The sequence below is a fragment of the Chitinophaga sp. 9-1-y genome, assembly GCF_059511905.2.
This window is the reverse complement of record NZ_CM197955.1, coordinates 2378243-2396212: the sequence shown is the minus strand read 5'-3', so window position 1 is coordinate 2396212 and position 17970 is coordinate 2378243. Positions and strand designations below refer to the sequence as shown.

Sequence of the window (17970 nt, the reverse complement as noted above, 5' to 3'; positions counted from 1 at the left end):
CAATTATACTAATGATGAGTGAGCAGGTTTCGCCTAATTATTCAGTGCGTCATAGATAAGAATAGCCTGTGAAGCAATCACTTTCTCTCCGGCCTGCAAACCTGCGGAGATGTAGGTTTTATCGCCAATAGAATTGATCACAGATACCGGTGCAATTCTCACGTCAGACTTACTGTTGTATACCAGCACATAGTATTGGCTATGATCGAAAATCAGCGCGCCTGATGGAATGGTCAATGCCTCTCCCCCATCTTTATAAATCACTCTTACACTGGCAAACATTTCAGGTTTCAGGGCATAATCTTCGTTAGGCAAACTCACTCTCACCTTCATGACTTTATTTGTTGGATCAAGTACATTAAACATCTTGTCTACCTGTCCGCGGAATACTTTACCGGGATATGACAACGTGGTTACTTCCACATTATCACCCATATGGACCTGGCCAATATTTGATTCATAAACATTGGCCATGATCCATACATTTTTCAAATCGGAGATGGTAAATAGCTGGGTGCTGTTATCGTTACGCACCAACGTATTGTTGGTAACCAGTTTCTCTACTACGAAGCCGCTGATGGGGGAAGTAATGATGTATTCGCCGGCGGTATTACCACCATTGATATTCAGTACGCGCTTTACCCGGTTTAACTCAGATTGTGCTTTCTGGTAATCGGTTTGTGCCGACAACAAATCACGCTGGGAGGCGATACCGCTGTTAAACATATCCTGTGTGGCATCCAGGCTTTTCTTAGCTACAGCTACTCCTGCTTCTGCATTCACCAGGTCGCTGCTATAACCTGCCATCTCTGCGCTGTTCATGACTGCCAGCGTTTGGCCTTTGGTTACATAATCGCCGAGCATCACTTTGATGTCGCGGATTTTACCACTTACCATCGGATAAATCCGGGATACATTATCGTCGTTGAACGCCACCTTACCCGTCAGCTTCAAATCATTCACCACAGCGCTACGTTGTACAGTATCAATTTTAAGGGAGTGTAACACGGTATCGGGAATCACATACTTAGGCCTTTCATTGGGATCTTTCTCCGGTTTAGTATTACAACTGTGTGCGAGAAAAATACCTGCAATGATCAATAGAAAACGGCCTATGCTGCCTGCCTTTATAAAGTTTTGCATACTATCTGTAGATTTATCTTAATTAAAAAAGTTGGTTCCGGTAATGAAGTTGAGTTCTTCAAAAGCCCTCATGCGATTGTATTGTATGGTATTCAACTGCAATACATTCTGCTTGTAAGAATCATAAAAATCCAGGAAGTCCAACATGGTGATATTCCGCTTCTGATAGTTGATCAATACCTCGTGCATCAACCGCTGAAAGTCCTTTGAGAAGGCAGCATCTATATTCCTGTATAGTTTGTCTGCTGCGATACTTTTCTCCAGCACGCGGTATACCTGTTCCTGTACCGTGGCTTCCGTACTTTTCTGCGTAGCGTCATTAAAAGCAATCATGGCTTTGGCGGACTTAATGTTGCCCTGGTTCCGGTTAAAAACAGGCAGGTCAAAGGCTACACCGGCGCCGTTATAATTCTTGATATAACTACCCTGGTGGTCGTACGACAAGTTGAAGGTCAGGTCCGGTACAGCGAGGGCTTTCTGATAGCTATAATTCAGTTTGCTGATATCGGTATTGGCGCGGGCCATCATCAGGTCGGTACGGTTGGTATAGGCAGAATCCAGCAGCACCGGCAGCGGATACCGTGCAGGATTCATGGTTTCCAGGGTAGCCGGATCCAGGATGGGGTCAATGTACACGGGTTTCACCTGCAATACCAGCCGCATTTCACTTTGCTGATCGCTGATTTGTTCGAGGAGATCTTTATACTCGCTTTTCAGGCTATACAGCTGTGCTTTGATTCTCACCGCCTCTTTCTGCGAGATATATCCCTTCCCTTTTTGTTCTTCAAATGCATCCACTACTTTTTGCAGGGAATTTATTTCGTCGTCGTAGGCTTTGGCAGATTGCTGCAGGTAGTAAATATTGTAAAAATCATCTCTCAGGGTAAATTTCAGCGTGCGGAGCAGGTCATACAGTTCATACTCCGACAACCGGGCATTGGCTTTGGCAATCTTTATTTGTTTATTGCGTTTGCCTGCCAGCATCACCAATTGCGACAGGCCTGCGGTGGTTTGTCCGTCGCTACCCAGTGGGAAAAACTTTTTGGTTTCCGTGTTATAGATACCGTGTTCAATATTAAAAGTAGGGTTGGCGTAAAGCTTTGCCTGTATCACTAAAGCCTTCTGGGCATCTACGTTATAACGTTGTGCCAGCAGCATTAGATTTTGCCTTAGGAAGATATTTTCCGCGCTGTCGAGCGTAAGGTGAAGAGTGTCGGAAGGCGGGCCTGAAGTAACAGAAGGCTGCTGTTGCGCTGATACCGTCATCCGGAATAAAGCTACAAACAGTACAAAATAGGTACATAATGCTAATCTATTGATCATACAACTGATTTTTCGTTGCAAAGATGGCAATAGGCTATTAGCTACATATTAGAATGAAGTTAAAACAAAATTAGAATTTACCGTCGTGGGGAAAGAAAATATTAAAAGTAGTGCCCTGTCCTAATACGCTGCTCACCGTAATGGCCGCGTTATGCAGTTGTACGATCTTTTGGGTCATAGACAGGCCAATACCATATCCATCAAAATTGTGGGCATTACCGGCGCGGTAAAGCGGCATAAATATTTTTTCCAGGTCGGTACCGGCAATCCCAATACCATGGTCGCTGACAGACAAGGTCATACCTGATTTACTATGCATGAGATGGCAGCTAACATCCTGGTTATATGAAAACTTAAACGCATTTCGTACAATGTTTTGAAACGCCAGCATCAGGAGTGGGCGATTTCCCCGGATGCACAACCGGGCAGCATCTTCCGGCATATTACTAAGCTTTATATGCAATCGGCCTGCCGGTGTTTTATGTCGCCAGAACTCCTGTATTTCCCACAATAACTCATCCAACCGGATCATTTCTGTGTTGGCATCGGTGAGCACGGCATCTACACGTGTCAGCTGCAGGAGCCCGTCAGTAATAATCTTCAGCTTTTCTGATTCACCCAACAGGGTTTCCAGTGTTTGTATATATTCTTCTTTGCTCCGTTCTTTATGAAGCGTTACTTCTATTTCCCCGATAAGGGTAGTCAATGGTGTACGTAATTCATGGGAAGCATTGGATACAAAAGAACGTTGCATGTCAAACGCCTGCTCCATATGCTGTAGTAAGCTATTAAAGTTAGTGGCCAATTCGTCTATTTCGTCTTTATTGCGTCCTTGCTGTACGCGCATATGCAGGTTATTGGAGCGGATATTTTTTACCTGCCGGTTAATACTCTTGATGGGCTCTAATGCCCGTGTAGCGTACCATTGCCCCATTACGAAAGTAATGAGTAAGGCCACAAAAAACATAATAATCAATATCCACAGGAGGAACTGTAACTGTTGTACGCCCATGGTATTGCGGGCGGTAACAATCACCACAAAGTCGCCCTGGTTATCCGGGTAATAAATCCCCAACCCGGATTCATCCTGGAAGCGAAACCGGTACACCTCCCGGTGGCGGATCGTTTCCAGCATAGATACCGGCCAGTTATACTTTATTTTCTCTATAAAAACGGGCTGATTATGTGAATCATAAATATTACTGGATTCATCGGGTATGCGTTCCCGGTAGCTTTTCTCGATTTCCAGGAATTTCTTCTTGGTCAGCTCATCTTTTTCAAGATACACCTGGGCGGTAACAAGCGCGCGCATCTGCAACAGTTTATAAAAACTGTTCTGTACATATTGTGCAGAAAGCAGGTATATCAGCACAAAAGCAATGGTCAGTATAATACCTGAAATGAGTGTAAACTGGAGCGATAAACGATGACGAATTTTCATATAGCTGTTAGCTTTTAGCCACTAGCTGTTAACGTTTACTTTTTGTTGAGGGACTAAAAGCTAATAGCTAACACCTTACTTCTGTTTCATTACATAGCCCATACCAACCACCGTGTGGATCAGTTTTTCGCCAGCAAATCCTTTTTCTATTTTATTCCGGAGATAATTTACATATACATCGATGGTGTTGGTGCCGGTATCAAATTCCAGGCCCCATACCGCTTCCGAGATGAGTGCGCGCGACAGTACTTTGCCGGTATTCCTGAGCAATAATTCCAACAACGCATATTCCTTGGCGGTAAGGGTAATTTCCTGTCCGTCCCGGTTGGCTGTTTTGGTGTTGGTATTGAGTTGAAGGTCAGCAAACGTAAGAATGGCCTGGTCCTGGTGAAACTGGCTTTTCCTGCGGGAAAGAGCGTTGATCCTGGCTACCAGTTCAGAGAAATGAAAAGGTTTGGCCAGGTAATCGTCGGCGCCGGCATTAAGCCCGTCTACAATATCCTGTGTGGCATTCAGGGCGGTTAACATCAATATAGGGGAACTTACCTCCAGGGTACGCAGGTTTTTACAAAGCGTAATCCCGTTAATCCCCGGCAACATAATGTCCAGCAGGATCAGGTCATAGTCCTGCTCCAGTGCAGCTTGTTGACCGGCAATACCATCCGCGTATACATCCACCTGGTGGTGGTGTTCTTCCAGTCCTCTTTTTATAAAGGCCCCCACTTTGGTTTCATCTTCTATCACCAATATTTTCATAGATCATAATTAATATCAATAACCTTTACAAAAGTAGGATTGTTTACACCGGCGCTCATTAAAGCCACATTAAAATCGAGGAGGGTATAAACAATTTACCAAAAACTGTAGCTTTGTCCTAACCTAAACCGGCAACAGGATCATGCATTTACCCGTATTAAGTACCGGCGAACTGGTATTAAGACCCATAGAAGAGAAAGATACTGCTGCTTTGTTCCATCATTTTTCCAATGACGCGGTGACAAAATATATGGACATTGATTCCTTTTCCAATATCAGTGAGGCAACCCATATTATTCAATTCTTCCGGAAAAGCCTGGAAGACGAAACCGGCATGCGCTGGGCGATTACCATTGCCGGGCAGGATGAACTGATTGGCACTTGTGGCTATCACAATATTAACAAAACCCATTTCAAAGCAGAAATCGGGTACGACCTGTCTCCTGCCTGGTGGGGCAAAGGCATTATGAAAGAAGCGGTAGGCAGTATGCTGAACTATGGCTTCAATGAATTGCAGTATAACCGCATTGAAGCATTTGTGGATCCGGTGAATATTGCTTCGGCGAAACTGCTGACCAACCTGGCTTTTCGCTATGAAGGTTTTTTAAGAGATGCTTTTTTTGAGAAGGGAAAATTTGTGGATGCGGAATTATACAGTCTTTTGAGACGAGAACATACCCGGGAGTCTATTTACTAATTAATATATACTATGAGTTTGGAATTCAGGCATGCTACCATCGACGATTTGCCAAGGATCGTGGAAATTTATAACAGTACTGTAGCCGGCAGAATGGTCACCGCAGATACCAGTCCGGTAACGCCGGAGAGCCGCCTGGCCTGGTTTGAGGCACACAGCGCTACCCATCGCCCATTGTGGATGGTGAACCTGGATGGAAAGAATGTGGGATGGATGAGTTTTCAATCGTTTTACGGCCGGCCGGCCTATAATGGCACCGTGGAAGTAAGTATTTACCTGGACGAATCCGCTCGTGGCAAGGGTTTGGGCAAACAGATCCTGCGTCATGCAATTACAGTGGCTCCTGAATTTGGTGTACAAACCCTGCTGGGCTTTATTTTTGCACATAACCTTCCCAGCCTGAAACTCTTTATGGACACCGGTTTTAAAGAATGGGCCCATTTACCGGATATTGCGGTGTTGGATGGTGTAGAAAGAAGCCTGAAGATATTGGGGTATAAAATAGTTAGGAATTAGGAATTACGAATTACGAATTACGGATTTGTGAGTAGATAGTAAACGCGGGAATAATCATTCGCTGTAATCTACTCACAAATCCGTAATTCGTAATTCCTAATTCGTAATTTCATCCAAAAGATGATCTATGTGGTGGATTTACGCTTTACTATCGGCTGCTTTTGCTGCGCTCACGGCTATTTTCGCCAAAATAGGGGTGGCAGATATTCCTTCTAACCTCGCTACGGCGATCAGAACGGTGATAATACTGATCATGGCCTGGGCAATTGTATTGGCAAGAGGGGAATTCAAAAGTATTGGCGCTATTTCCAAACACAGTATGTTGTTCCTGGTGTTGTCCGGGTTAGCGACGGGTTGCTCCTGGATTTTTTATTTCAAAGCCTTACAGATAGGTAAGGTATCGCAGGTAGCGCCGGTAGATAAACTCAGTGTGGCGCTGACCATTATTATGGCCGCTGTTTTTCTTCACGAGGCGCTGACCTGGAAAACGGCTATTGGTGCGGGGCTGATTATAGCCGGCACATTGGTATTGATCCTGAAATAGGCTGCTGGCAATAAAGGCCGGAGAAACCATGCAAAAAATGTTAGATAAAATAACCATTGCTACTATTCAGCAATATGCTGCTGCATCAGAGCAGCTGCAATCACTTCACCCTGCACTGCTGGAACTGGCCTGGAACCAGGGCTGGTTTAAACTTTTTGTGCCGGCAGTATATGGCGGACCAGGAAAAACCCTACCAGAAATATTAAGACTGGAAGAAGCCATTGCTGCCGCAGATGGCAGCCTGGGCTGGACAGTCACCCTTTGCAGTGGCGCCGGGTGGTTTGCAGGTTTCCTTGATCCCGCACTTGCCCATACTTTATTTGCCAATCCGAAAGCCTGCTTTGCAGGGAGTGGCGAAATAGGTGGCACGGCAACCCGCTACGATGATCATTATGTTGTTAACGGCACCTGGCATTATGCCAGTGGGGCCAGCCACGCCACTGTGTTCACGGCCAACTGCACCTTACTCCTTCCGGATGGATCTCCTGCACTGGATATGGCTGGTGAGCCGGAAGTGGTATCTTTTATTTTATTACCGGAAGAAGTCAACATTATTCCCGGATGGTCTTATATGGGCATGGTAGCCACCGGCAGCCATGCTTTCGGAGCTGTCCGGCAGAAAGTGCCGCTGAACCGGACCTTCCGGATTAATGAGGGGATACAGGTGAGCAGCCCCGGGTTTGATTATCCGTTTTTGCAGCTGGCAGAAACCACGCTGGCAGTGAACAGCGCCGGCATGGGGCAACATTTCCTGGAATTAGTGGAAGCGGCTTTCCGCAAAAGATCCGGGCAAAAAAAATATACACCGGAACAAGTGCAGGTATTCGGGAAATTGCTCGAAAAAAGTATGCAGACCTTACATGCCACGAGGGCTGATTTTTACGCGGCCTTTGACACATCCTGGGAAATGTTGCAATTACACCGGCAAATTCCGGAGCCGCAATTACAGCAGGTCAGCACTGCTTCCCGGTTATTGGCACATACTGCCCGGGAAATATGTGATCGGCTGTATCCTTACTGCGGACTGGAAGCCGCCAAAAAAGAAACGGACATAAACCGGGTGTGGAGGGATATTCATACAGCCAGCCAACATGCCCTGCTTACCTTTGCCTGAAAAAAAGGGGAAATAAAAAGGCCGTCTCACGGGAGACGGCCTTCAATATATTATCTGACTATTTATTCGGCTTCGATTTTATATACGCAGCGGCGGGCGCCGTTGATGATATGTTCCATGCGGGAAACATTCATTTTCTCTCCAAGTATGCTCACAAATGTTCTCATTTCGGAGGTACATATGTTATCGCATTCGGAAGCGGCACAGCAGATGGGGCAATGATTTTCTATAAAGAAGTAGGTATCTCCTTCTTTTTTCCATTCTGCCAGGTAGCCTTCGCCGGAGCGGATGGCTGCGAAGGAAGTTAAGCGGTTTTCGATGCCGTTAACGCCTTCCAGGGCGGTACTGTATTTCTCCAGTTGCTTTTTCTCCCGGGCGTTCACTACGTTATCGAGTGCTTCCTTACCCAATACTGTTTTGATGGTTTGTATCAGTTGCAGGCTTAGTTCGGTATGTGTGTCGGGGAAGCGGGCATTTCCCAAGGGGGTAAGACTCCATATTAATACGGGGCGGCCTACGCCTCTGGAAATGCTTTCGGATTGTGCTAATCCTTCTTCTGCCAGCTTCAGCAGTTGGAGGCGGGCGCCTTCTCCGGTGATACCCAATTCGCTGGCCAGTTCGGCTGCAGACAAGGGTCCCCGAGTCTTGAGCAATGTCAAAAACCGTTCGGCAGCGTTCTTGGTTCGTATTGGATAATTTTCCAAGTTATTACTTGTTTTATTATCAAATATCGTATTTTTGTGAAAGCTAAAAAAAAAGATTTTGGGGTTTTGATGATTGTGAGCGGTAAGACATCAACACTTAATCTCATAATCAACTGAATCTCTAAATATTAAATATTAATGAACGTACTGATATTTAATGGAGCGATTGACGACCGTCCCTATGCCACCTCTAACCAACTGGCGGCGTATTTGACGGAGCAACTACAGGAAAAAGGATTCTCCCCGGAGATATTTAGTCTCGGGAACACACAGATTCCTTTTTTCTCGCAACAGGAAGCAGGACAAAAGCCCCCGGCGGTAGATGCGATGTGTGAAGCTTTTTGCAGGGCGGATTTACATATATGGATGACACCGTTATATCATGGCAGCATGACCGGCGCCATGAAAAATTGCCTGGACTGGCTGGAGATGACCAGCAAGAACCAACGCCCTTATTTAACAGGAAAGGTTGTAGCTTTGCTGTCCTGGGCAGATGGCACACAGGCCATGCAGGGTATAAATGCGATGGATGCAGTGGCGAAAGCGTTGAGGGCATGGGTATTACCATATTCCCTGCCTATTTTGAAAGACAACCTGTACGACCCGCAAACCCGCGCGTTCACTGCGTTTTATAAAAACAAACTGGATACGATGGTGCAGTTACTATGTGCGGCAAAATCGCATGTGGTGGCAGGTATTGAAGGATAAATCGTGAAACACACCGGCTTGCCGGTGATAGCTAATTAAAACAATTCTGAGTATGATAACCGTTTCAGAAAAAGCAGGGGCATATATCAAAGCATTGATGGAGAGAGAACATCATGCACCAGGCACCTTTGTACGTGTAGGCGTAAAAGGTGGTGGCTGCTCCGGCCTCGAATATGTGCTGAAATTTGAAGCAACTGAAGAAGAAGGCGACCAGGTATTTGAAGATAAGGGTATAAAAGTAGTGGTACAAATGAAAAGCCTGTTATACCTATATGGTACAGAACTGGACTTTTCAGATGGACTCAATGGCAAAGGCCTTTTCTTTAATAATCCTAATGCAACCAGAACCTGCAGCTGCGGCGAAAGCTTCGGGGTATAAATTTTAAACTTGTATGATCAACAGTAACGAAATAATTGATGATATAGCCAATAAGGAGTATGAGTTTGGCTTTAGCACCGATATTGAAATGGATATGGCTCCTCCGGGGCTGAATGAAGATATCATCCGTTTTATTTCGGCGAAAAAGAATGAACCTGAATGGCTGCTCGAATGGCGCCTGAAGGGATTTGCCGCATTTAAGAAAATGGAATTCCCAAAATGGCAGCACTTTGAAATGCCGGAGCTGGATCTGCAGGCGCTTTCCTATTATGCTGCCCCCAAGAAAAAAGTACAGCTCAACAGCCTGGATGAAGTAGATCCTGAGCTGCTGGCCACTTTCGAGAAACTGGGTATTCCCCTGAATGAACAGAAAGCACTGACAGGTGTAGCCGTAGACGCCGTATTTGACAGCGTTTCCGTAGCTACCACCTTCAAAGGCAAACTGAAAGAAATGGGCGTTATCTTCTGCTCTTTCGGTGAAGCCGTACAGGAACATCCTGAACTGGTAAAAAAATACCTGGGCAGCGTAGTTCCACACACAGACAATATCTTCGCCGCACTCAACGCCGCTGTATTCTCTGATGGTTCCTTTGTATACATTCCCAAAGGCGTACGTTGCCCGATGGAACTGAGCACCTACTTCCGTATCAATGCACAGAACACCGGACAATTTGAGCGTACCCTGATCATTGCAGACGACAACAGCTATGTAAGTTACCTGGAAGGTTGTACGGCCCCTATGCGTGATGAAAATCAACTGCATGCGGCGGTAGTAGAACTGGTAGCCATGGAACAGGCTGAAATAAAATATTCTACCGTACAAAACTGGTATCCCGGTGATAAAGACGGGAAAGGCGGTATCTACAACTTCGTGACCAAGAGAGGTATCTGTAAAGGTACTTCCAGCAAAATCTCCTGGACACAGGTGGAAACCGGTTCTGCTATTACCTGGAAATATCCCAGCGTAATTCTGCAGGGCGATTATTCTGAAGGCGAATTCTATTCCGTAGCAGTAGTCCGTAACAAACAGATTGCTGATACCGGTACCAAAATTCACCATATCGGGAAAAGCACCAAGAGCCGTATCATTTCCAAAGGTATTTCTGCCGGCCGTGGCGACAATAGCTACCGCGGACTGGTATCCGTTGGGCCGCGTGCAGACAATGCACGTAACTTTACACAGTGCGACTCTCTCCTGATCGGCAACCAATGCGGATCTCACACATTCCCTTATATTGAATCCAGGAACAAAACTGCGATGATCGAACACGAAGCTACCACTTCCAAGATCGGAGAAGATCAGATCTTCTACCTGAATCAACGTGGTATCGACAGCGAGAAAGCAGTAGCCCTGATCGTAAATGGTTATGTGAAAGAGGTACTGAACCAGCTGCCCATGGAGTTTGCTGTGGAAGCCCAGAAATTATTATCTATTACACTTGAAGGAAGCGTTGGATAATTCATTATTCAACTAATACATACAGAACGAAAAAAACAATCATGCTGACGATTAAAAATCTGCACGCAGAAGTAGAAGGGAAAAAAATTCTGAAAGGCATTAATCTCGAAATAAACAAAGGAGAAATGCACGCCATCATGGGACCTAACGGTTCCGGCAAAAGCTCACTGGCTTCTGTCCTGGCGGGTCGTGATAACTATACCGTCACCGAAGGTGAAGTATGGTTCAATGGCAAAAATCTGCTGGACATGGCTCCGGAAGATCGCGCCCGTGAAGGTGTATTCCTTGCTTTTCAATACCCTGTAGAAATCCCAGGCGTTTCTAACCTCAACTTCCTCAAAACTGCACTGAATGAAATCAGGGCGTATAAAGGTCTCCCTGCCCTCGAAGCCAGAGAGTTCCTGAAGCTGACCAAAGAGAAACAACAACTGGTAGATTTCCACTCTAACCTGATGAACCGTTCCCTGAACGAAGGCTTCAGCGGTGGAGAAAAGAAACGTAACGAAATTTTCCAACTGGCTATGCTGGATCCACAGCTGGCAATACTGGATGAAACAGATTCCGGATTAGATATCGATGCGCTGCGTATTGTTTCCAATGGTGTAAACAAATTACGTGATGCTGAAAAATCTTTCGTAGTGATTACCCACTACCAACGCCTGTTGGAGTATATCATACCTGACTTTGTACATGTACTGTACAATGGCCGTATCATTAAAACCGGTACCAAAGAACTGGCACTGGAACTCGAAGAAAGAGGATACGACTGGCTGAAAGAGGAATTACATTTGAAAGAATCTGTATAAAGAAGAATTACGAATTACGAATTACGAATTACGGATTTGTGGGTAGATGGTAAACGCGACTATTATCTCCCTTTATATCTCCCCACAAATCCGTAATTCGTAATTCGCAATTCGTAATTCATAATTTGGATATAAATTATGATAAGCAATATGATATTGCCATTTTACCAGGCGTTAACGGAAGATGTACAGGCATTGTCGGCACAGGTTTCGGCCCCCGCTGCCACTGCACTGAACGATATTCGCCGCAAAGCGTTGGAGCGCTTTACAGCAATCGGACTTCCTTCGCTGAAAACGGAAGCATGGCGCTACACCAATATTCAGCGCTATCTGAAAGAGTTTCCTTACGAATTGCTGACCACTGCTACCCCGGTTGCTGCTGCGGTAGCTGAAAGCAAAGCAATTCCTGAACTGGATTGCTACCGTGTGGTACTGGTAAATGGTCACCTGCAGGCGGATCAATCTACCCTGCCCGAAGGCAAAGGCATTACCATTGGCGCTATGAGTGCACACACTACTGCTGCTGGTTTTACCGCTTACTTCAATCAACAACCACACCTGGCCGGTGAATCCCTGGCCCAGTTAAATACCGCCCTCTTTGCAGATGGCTTATATATTGAACTGGCAGCCAACACCGTGCTGGACAAACCTATACATGTAGTACACGTATACTCTTCCACTGCACACGCTTTCATTCAACCCCGTCATTTATGGGTACTGAACAGAAGCGCTGCTGCTACTATTATTGAAAGTTCCGTTCACCCGGAAACCGCTACCGTGGCTTTTGCTAACAGCGTACTGGAAACCGTGGTAATGGAAAATGCAGAGCTGTGGCACTATAACGTACAACAGGGAGAAGAAAGCTTCCGCGAAGTACATACTACTGCCGCACAACAATATAAAGACAGCCGTTACCATCATTTTAATTTCACCCTGCCTAATACCCCGTTCACCCGTAACAATCTGAGCGTGGCATTGAATGGCAGTCATACCGAAACTAATCTGAATGGTTTATATATTGCCAACAAACACCAGCATGTAGATAACCATACTTTCATGGATCATATCATGCCGGATTGTAACAGTAATGAGCTGTACAAAGGCGTACTGCTGGATGATGCCAATGGCGTATTCACCGGTAAAATCCTCGTACACCAGGAAGCGCAGAAAACCAATGCATTCCAGCAAAACAACAACCTGTTACTGGGCAACAAAGCAGATATTAACTCACAGCCGCAGCTGGAAATATATGCCGATGATGTAAAATGCAGCCATGGCTTTACTGCTGGCCAGTTCAGCGAAGAGTCCATGTTCTATCTGCGTTCCCGTGGCATAGGAGAAGATGCAGCGAAAGCACTGATGGTAAATGCCTTCTCTCATGACATTACAGATGCCATCAAGGTACCAGCCCTGCAACATTACCTGCAGGAGCAGATTGCGGAGATCATGAATAACTAAACGAATCATGGAACATATTGCTAACATAGTAACCGACGGCCTGGACATTGCGCAGATCAGAAAGGACTTCCCTATCCTGCAGCAACAGGTATATGGCAAACCGCTGGTATACTTCGATAACGGAGCTACCACGCAGAAGCCGCGGGTAGTAATAGCAGCTGAAGCCCGCTATTACGAAGAATATAACAGCAATGTGCACCGGGGTGTACACCACCTCAGCCAGGTGGCCACGAATGCATACGAAAAAGCACGTATCACCGTAGCCGGCTATATCAATGCAGCAGATCCACACGAAGTCATCTTCACCAAAGGCACTACAGACAGCATCAACCTGGTAGCCAATACCATGGGACGCCGTTTCCTGAAGGCCGGTGACAGCGTGATCATTTCTTCCATGGAGCACCATAGTAATATTGTGCCCTGGCAAATTGCCTGTGAAGAAAGCGGCGCTACCCTGAAGGTAATCCCTATCAATGAGCGCGGTGAACTGCTGATGGATGCCTACGAAGCCATGCTGGACGATACCGTGAAAATTGTTGCCGTTACCTATGTATCCAATACCATGGGTACCATCAACCCGGTACAGGATATTATCACGCTGGCGCATGCACGAAATATACCGGTATTGCTGGATGCCGCACAGGCCATTCAACATATCAGTATTGATGTACAGGCCCTGGACGTGGACTTCCTGGCATTCTCCGGCCATAAAATTTATGCGCCTACCGGTACCGGTGTGCTGTATGGCAAAAAAGAATGGCTGAACAAACTGCCTCCTTACCAGGGCGGTGGAGATATGATCAAAACCGTTACTTTCGAAAAAACTATCTATAACGAATTGCCGTATAAATTCGAAGCGGGTACCCCTAACATTGCAGGCGCTATTGCGCTGGGTACCGCCATTGAATATTTACAGCAATTAGGTGTTGAGAAAATTCAGCAACGGGAAGAAGCACTGATGGCCTACGCCATGCAGGAACTGCGCAAGATCGATGGGATCCGCTTTATTGGCGATGCTGCCCACAGAAGCGGTGCGATCTCCTTCCTGGTACACAACATTCACCCATTTGATATGGGCGAATTGCTGGACCAACAGGGTATTGCGGTGAGAACAGGTCACCACTGCACGGAACCACTGATGGATCTGTTTAAGATCCCTGGTACGGTTCGTGCGTCCCTCTCTTTCTACAATACACGGGAAGAAATAGACAAGCTGGTGGCCGGTATTAAAAGAGCCGCTGCCATGCTGTTGTAAACAGGTGAATATGACGATTCAGGAAATACAGGAAGAAATAATATCCGATTTTTCGGTGATGGGTACCTGGGAAGATAAATATGAATATATTATCCAACTCGGCAAAGAATTACCCCTCATTGCAGAAGAATTTAAAACACCTGACAACCTGATAAAAGGCTGTCAGTCGCGCGTGTGGCTGCATACAGAGCTGAAAGACGGGAAGCTGTTTTTTACCGGCGACAGTGACGCAGTAATTACCAAAGGACTGGTGAGCCTGATGATTTATGTATTGTCGGGTCATACGCCACAGGAAATTGCTGCAGCAGACATTCATTTCATTGATGCCATTGGTTTAAGCAGTCATCTCTCTCCTACCCGTTCCAATGGGTTGCTGAGTATGCTCAAACAAATGAAATTGTATGCCATCGCTTACCAGGCAAAAATTAACCAGCAATGAACGACGAAGCAACATTAAGAGAACTCATAGAAGCGCAGCTCAGAACCGTGTATGATCCGGAAATCCCGGTGAATATCATGGAACTGGGACTGGTATACGCCATCAAAATCAAGGAGAACAACCGGATTGGTATTGATATGACGCTGACCGCACCTGGTTGCCCCGTAGCCGGAGATATTATCCGCGAGGTAGATGAAAAGGTAAGAAATATTGAAGGGGTGTCTGATGTAGATGTACACCTGACCTTTGATCCACCATGGACCAAAGATATGATGAGTGAAGAAGCAAAGCTGGAACTGGGCTTTATGTAAGCCGCAAAAAATATCAGAAAATTGAACCAAATACCAAATACACTGCGTAGTGTTATTTGATATTTGGTTTTTTATTTTATGGAATTATTTACTTTGTGCCTTAAATCGTTAATCCATTGAACCTATCCGACGAACAAGTGCTTGCCATGGCGCCTGATGACTCTTCCCGTAAATCAGGGAAGGACCTGGCCAACCCGGCCAAATGGGTCAGTAAAGGCGTTGGCGATAATGCGTTATGGGGAGAATGCCAGGGTAGCGGCAGCAAACCATACCAGACACAAATAGACACCGGCAACATGGCATTCAAATGCAGTTGCCCCAGTCGTAAATTCCCTTGTAAACATGGCCTGGGACTACTATTACAGTACTCCCGGCAACCTGATTCTTTTACCTCCACTACGCCGCCGGCCTGGGTCAGCGAGTGGCTGGCCAAACGTGCTGAAAGAGAAGAGAAAAAAGCCGTAGCCGCCAGTGCACCTGAAAAACAGGTTGACACCGCAGCACAGGCAAAACGCCAGCAGGCCCGTCAACAGAAAGTAGCTGATGGCACCGCAGAATTACTGCGCTGGATAAAAGACCTGGTACGCAACGGCATCATGGACCTCCCTGAAAAAGATGCCGCCTTCTTCGAAAATATGGAGCGCCGCATGGTAGATGCCCAGGCCCCCGGCCTGGCCGCCATGATGCGCGAACTCGCCGATATCAGCTATTTCCATGAAGGCTGGCAAACCGTTTTCATGAACCAGCTGCTGCGCATTTACCTGGTGATCCAGGGCTATCAGCACCTCGATCAACTACCTGCTCTCCTACAGCAGGACATCCGCAGCCTGATTGGCTTTGCCCAGGCGCAGGATGAACTGAAAGAACAAACCGGTATCACCGATACCTGGCGCGTACTGGGCAAACAAACCACCGAAGATGACCGGCTCACCGTAGAACGGTATTGGCTATTCGGCATCAACACCCAACGCCGGGCATTGATCCTGCAATTTTTTGTACGCGGACAAAGCACTATTGCACAACCACTCACTCCCGGTAGTACCATACAGGCAGAACTGGTGTACTACCCTTCTGCCGCTCCCCTGCGGGCCATCATAAAACAACAGATGACCGTACCACCGAATCATACCTTCCAGGGTTTTCCCGGATGGGAAGAAGTAGTGGCATCTCAAACCGCCATCGCCGCAGTATTGCCGGTATATAACGACCAGGTATATACGATTGCTACCCTGACGCCGGTATGGCACCAGGAACAATGGTGGTTACAGGATAGCCGGCAACAACTAATGCCGGTGAAAAAAGGCTTTCCGCATATATGGAAGCTCCTGGCCTTCAGTGGCGGAGCCCCACTACATATGGCCGTTACCGGCAGGGAAATGCAATATGAACCCATCGGCGTATGGCATGAACAGGAATACAAAATATTATAATGGAACGCTGGCATCATATCATTAACACTGCCCTGCTGGGTACTGCTAAAAAGCAGGCCGACGGACAGGGACTTCAGGGACCGCTACAGGCGGCAGCAGCCACCATTTTGGGCAATACTGCCACCGATAAAGAAGAACAATTCCTGCAACTGGCGGCCGTAGTATACAACTACCGGCAATCCGGTACACAGCCGGTAACTACCGCCGTGCCTCCACTCACCGTTTGCCCGGCAGAAACCAAAGCTTACTGCCCTCCGGCCGCTATCCGGGCGTTGCAGCCGGTACTGGAAACCGACAGCATACAACTCCTGCAGCTCTGGCTGGAACACTGTACCCAACGCAACCTCGTGTTGCCGCCGGCACAGTTGCCCGTTATGCTCGACAAAGCCTGGCGCAATAAATCATTGCGCGCGCTTACAGCCGCAGCAGGCGGATACCGGGCTGAATGGCTGGGACAATTTAACCCCGACTGGAACTTTTCCCGCGTGGCGGAAACACTGGAAGAAAGATGGGAAAACGGGGCCACTGCACAACGGGTAGAGGCCCTACAGGAATTACGTGCAACCGATCCCGTTATGGCGCGCACCTGGCTGCAGCAAAGCTGGCCCAAAGAAAGCGCCACGGTAAAAGCGGAACTGTTAGCCGTACTGGAACAACCACCGCAGGAAAGCGACCTCGAATGGCTGGAATCTTTGCTCACAGAGAAAAGCAAGTCGGTAAAAGAGATCGTAATCCGGTTGCTGAAAAAACTACCCGGCTCCTCCCTCCATGAATTATACTGGCAGGTACTCGCCGGCGCCGTACAACCGCAGGGCGACGGCCACGTAGTGGTAGCCTTACCGGAATTAACAGACGAACGTATTTTCCAGGGCGGCATCGAAAAACTCAGCAACAATAAAAACGTTTCAGACGAGACACATATATTGTATCAGCTCATCAGCGCAGTACACCCTTCCCGCTGGGAAATGCATTTCGGTCGCACACCGGCGGAGGTGATCCGGTTATTTTTGCAGTATGAAACGCTGCAGCCTTTTGTACCGGCGCTGGTACAGGCCATCACCTGGTTTGAAGCGCGGGAATGGGCCACTACGTTTATGGAACATAGTGAAACCTTTTACATTGATATCATTCCGATGTTACCCACTGCGCAACAGCAGCAACTCAGCGAGCACCATTTCGTGGAATATCCGGAAGCGATCATCAAATACGCCGGCCAGCACCCGGCAGAATGGAGCGTGTCCCTGTGCACCCGCATATTGCGCTACGCAGCTACCCAACCTTATACTTACAACCAGTTGTACATGAATAATGTGATACGCCAGATACCCGTAGCCATTGCCGCTACACTGGATGATATAGTGCCAACGGAATCTTACCATGTAGGCTACTGGAATAATATCAAAGTACACCTGGGCCGGCTGATACAGGCTAAAAGCCAGCTTCCGGGATGCTTTAACCTATAAACAAATACAAATCATATTAACAGC

General features: G+C 46.9%; 19 protein-coding genes. 14 read left to right on the top strand and 5 right to left on the bottom strand.

The features are described 5' to 3' along the window. Nucleotides 1-33 precede the first annotated feature (33 nt). The 4 genes from AC5ZC7_RS09560 to AC5ZC7_RS09545 form a co-directional block, all read right to left on the bottom strand. On the bottom strand, nucleotides 34-1143 hold the full coding sequence (locus AC5ZC7_RS09560) for an efflux RND transporter periplasmic adaptor subunit (RefSeq protein WP_496159535.1): 1110 nt from the start codon (nucleotides 1141-1143) through the stop codon (nucleotides 34-36). An 18-nt stretch (nucleotides 1144-1161) separates the two neighbouring features. After that, nucleotides 1162-2466 carry a TolC family protein gene (locus tag AC5ZC7_RS09555; protein ID WP_496159536.1) on the bottom strand — a complete coding sequence of 435 codons (1305 nt, stop codon included), beginning with the start codon at nucleotides 2464-2466 and terminating at the stop codon, nucleotides 1162-1164. Nucleotides 2467-2536: 70 nt separating this feature from the next. Then, the gene (locus AC5ZC7_RS09550; protein WP_496159537.1) at nucleotides 2537-3907 is read right to left on the bottom strand and encodes an ATP-binding protein; all 1371 of its coding nucleotides are present in this window, start codon (nucleotides 3905-3907) and stop codon (nucleotides 2537-2539) included. Between the two features lie 75 nt (nucleotides 3908-3982). Further along, nucleotides 3983-4663 (bottom strand): response regulator, encoded by a 681-nt coding sequence (locus AC5ZC7_RS09545; protein WP_496159538.1) that lies wholly within the window; start codon nucleotides 4661-4663, stop codon nucleotides 3983-3985. Nucleotides 4664-4805: 142 nt separating this feature from the next. Between AC5ZC7_RS09545 and AC5ZC7_RS09540 the strand changes: the two genes are divergently transcribed. The 4 genes from AC5ZC7_RS09540 (at nucleotide 4806) to AC5ZC7_RS09525 (ending at nucleotide 7534) form a co-directional block, all read left to right on the top strand. Next, nucleotides 4806-5360, top strand: coding sequence for a GNAT family N-acetyltransferase (locus AC5ZC7_RS09540; protein WP_496159539.1), 555 nt, complete (start codon nucleotides 4806-4808; stop codon nucleotides 5358-5360). A 12-nt stretch (nucleotides 5361-5372) separates the two neighbouring features. After that, nucleotides 5373-5876, top strand: coding sequence for a GNAT family N-acetyltransferase (locus tag AC5ZC7_RS09535; protein WP_496159540.1), 504 nt, complete (start codon nucleotides 5373-5375; stop codon nucleotides 5874-5876). Nucleotides 5877-6003: 127 nt separating this feature from the next. Beyond that, entirely contained in the window at nucleotides 6004-6420 is a 417-nt protein-coding gene (locus AC5ZC7_RS09530) for an EamA family transporter (protein ID WP_496159541.1), read from the top strand. A 37-nt stretch (nucleotides 6421-6457) separates the two neighbouring features. Next, entirely contained in the window at nucleotides 6458-7534 is a 1077-nt protein-coding gene (locus AC5ZC7_RS09525; protein WP_511911472.1) for an acyl-CoA dehydrogenase family protein, read from the top strand. Between the two features lie 62 nt (nucleotides 7535-7596). Here AC5ZC7_RS09525 and AC5ZC7_RS09520 read toward each other — a convergent pair whose 3' ends face one another. Then, nucleotides 7597-8166, bottom strand: a complete 570-nt coding sequence (locus AC5ZC7_RS09520) for a helix-turn-helix transcriptional regulator (RefSeq protein ID WP_496159543.1) — start codon at nucleotides 8164-8166, stop codon at nucleotides 7597-7599. Between the two features lie 210 nt (nucleotides 8167-8376). Between AC5ZC7_RS09520 and AC5ZC7_RS09515 the strand changes: the two genes are divergently transcribed. From AC5ZC7_RS09515 to AC5ZC7_RS09470, 10 genes are all read left to right on the top strand, one after another. Next, a complete protein-coding gene (locus AC5ZC7_RS09515; RefSeq protein WP_496159544.1) occupies nucleotides 8377-8946 on the top strand; it encodes an NAD(P)H-dependent oxidoreductase in 570 nt (189 codons plus the stop codon). A 52-nt stretch (nucleotides 8947-8998) separates the two neighbouring features. Then, a complete protein-coding gene (locus AC5ZC7_RS09510; RefSeq protein WP_496159545.1) occupies nucleotides 8999-9325 on the top strand; it encodes an iron-sulfur cluster assembly accessory protein in 327 nt (108 codons plus the stop codon). 13 nt (nucleotides 9326-9338) lie between these two features. Beyond that, nucleotides 9339-10784 carry a Fe-S cluster assembly protein SufB gene (gene sufB / locus AC5ZC7_RS09505; protein ID WP_496159546.1) on the top strand — a complete coding sequence of 482 codons (1446 nt, stop codon included), beginning with the start codon at nucleotides 9339-9341 and terminating at the stop codon, nucleotides 10782-10784. Between the two features lie 41 nt (nucleotides 10785-10825). Continuing rightward, nucleotides 10826-11590 carry a Fe-S cluster assembly ATPase SufC gene (gene sufC / locus AC5ZC7_RS09500; protein ID WP_142685371.1) on the top strand — a complete coding sequence of 255 codons (765 nt, stop codon included), beginning with the start codon at nucleotides 10826-10828 and terminating at the stop codon, nucleotides 11588-11590. A 150-nt stretch (nucleotides 11591-11740) separates the two neighbouring features. Beyond that, nucleotides 11741-13048: a Fe-S cluster assembly protein SufD gene (sufD, locus tag AC5ZC7_RS09495; RefSeq protein ID WP_496159547.1), complete on the top strand. Its 1308-nt coding sequence runs from the start codon at nucleotides 11741-11743 to the stop codon at nucleotides 13046-13048. Between the two features lie 7 nt (nucleotides 13049-13055). Then, nucleotides 13056-14303, top strand: a complete 1248-nt coding sequence (locus AC5ZC7_RS09490) for a SufS family cysteine desulfurase (RefSeq protein ID WP_496159548.1) — start codon at nucleotides 13056-13058, stop codon at nucleotides 14301-14303. Between the two features lie 10 nt (nucleotides 14304-14313). Beyond that, nucleotides 14314-14742 (top strand): SufE family protein, encoded by a 429-nt coding sequence (locus AC5ZC7_RS09485; RefSeq protein ID WP_496159549.1) that lies wholly within the window; start codon nucleotides 14314-14316, stop codon nucleotides 14740-14742. Continuing rightward, a complete protein-coding gene (locus AC5ZC7_RS09480) occupies nucleotides 14739-15053 on the top strand; it encodes an iron-sulfur cluster assembly protein (RefSeq protein WP_291921355.1) in 315 nt (104 codons plus the stop codon). Before AC5ZC7_RS09485 ends, AC5ZC7_RS09480 begins: the two co-directional genes overlap by 4 nt. A gap of 116 nt (nucleotides 15054-15169) precedes the next feature. After that, nucleotides 15170-16483, top strand: a complete 1314-nt coding sequence (locus AC5ZC7_RS09475; RefSeq protein ID WP_496159550.1) for an SWIM zinc finger family protein — start codon at nucleotides 15170-15172, stop codon at nucleotides 16481-16483. Next, nucleotides 16483-17946 (top strand): DUF5691 domain-containing protein, encoded by a 1464-nt coding sequence (locus AC5ZC7_RS09470; protein ID WP_496159551.1) that lies wholly within the window; start codon nucleotides 16483-16485, stop codon nucleotides 17944-17946. Before AC5ZC7_RS09475 ends, AC5ZC7_RS09470 begins: the two co-directional genes overlap by 1 nt. Nucleotides 17947-17970: the final 24 nt, after the last annotated feature.

Bases quoted from the DNA above. Each gene is read 5' to 3' on its own strand.
- AC5ZC7_RS09530 (WP_496159541.1), top strand. From the start codon at position 6,004: ATGTGGTGGATTTACGCTTTACTATCGGCTGCTTTTGCTGCGCTCACG.
- AC5ZC7_RS09555 (WP_496159536.1), bottom strand. From the start codon at position 2,466: ATGATCAATAGATTAGCATTATGTACCTATTTTGTACTGTTTGTAGCT.
- sufC (WP_142685371.1), top strand. From the start codon at position 10,826: ATGCTGACGATTAAAAATCTGCACGCAGAAGTAGAAGGGAAAAAAATT.
- AC5ZC7_RS09510 (WP_496159545.1), top strand. From the start codon at position 8,999: ATGATAACCGTTTCAGAAAAAGCAGGGGCATATATCAAAGCATTGATG.
- sufD (WP_496159547.1), top strand. From the start codon at position 11,741: ATGATATTGCCATTTTACCAGGCGTTAACGGAAGATGTACAGGCATTG.
- sufB (WP_496159546.1), top strand. From the start codon at position 9,339: ATGATCAACAGTAACGAAATAATTGATGATATAGCCAATAAGGAGTAT.
- AC5ZC7_RS09560 (WP_496159535.1), bottom strand. From the start codon at position 1,143: ATGCAAAACTTTATAAAGGCAGGCAGCATAGGCCGTTTTCTATTGATC.
- AC5ZC7_RS09550 (WP_496159537.1), bottom strand. From the start codon at position 3,907: ATGAAAATTCGTCATCGTTTATCGCTCCAGTTTACACTCATTTCAGGT.
- AC5ZC7_RS09525 (WP_511911472.1), top strand. From the start codon at position 6,458: ATGTTAGATAAAATAACCATTGCTACTATTCAGCAATATGCTGCTGCA.
- AC5ZC7_RS09540 (WP_496159539.1), top strand. From the start codon at position 4,806: ATGCATTTACCCGTATTAAGTACCGGCGAACTGGTATTAAGACCCATA.
- AC5ZC7_RS09515 (WP_496159544.1), top strand. From the start codon at position 8,377: ATGAACGTACTGATATTTAATGGAGCGATTGACGACCGTCCCTATGCC.
- AC5ZC7_RS09535 (WP_496159540.1), top strand. From the start codon at position 5,373: ATGAGTTTGGAATTCAGGCATGCTACCATCGACGATTTGCCAAGGATC.
- AC5ZC7_RS09470 (WP_496159551.1), top strand. From the start codon at position 16,483: ATGGAACGCTGGCATCATATCATTAACACTGCCCTGCTGGGTACTGCT.
- AC5ZC7_RS09490 (WP_496159548.1), top strand. From the start codon at position 13,056: ATGGAACATATTGCTAACATAGTAACCGACGGCCTGGACATTGCGCAG.
- AC5ZC7_RS09485 (WP_496159549.1), top strand. From the start codon at position 14,314: ATGACGATTCAGGAAATACAGGAAGAAATAATATCCGATTTTTCGGTG.
- AC5ZC7_RS09545 (WP_496159538.1), bottom strand. From the start codon at position 4,663: ATGAAAATATTGGTGATAGAAGATGAAACCAAAGTGGGGGCCTTTATA.
- AC5ZC7_RS09480 (WP_291921355.1), top strand. From the start codon at position 14,739: ATGAACGACGAAGCAACATTAAGAGAACTCATAGAAGCGCAGCTCAGA.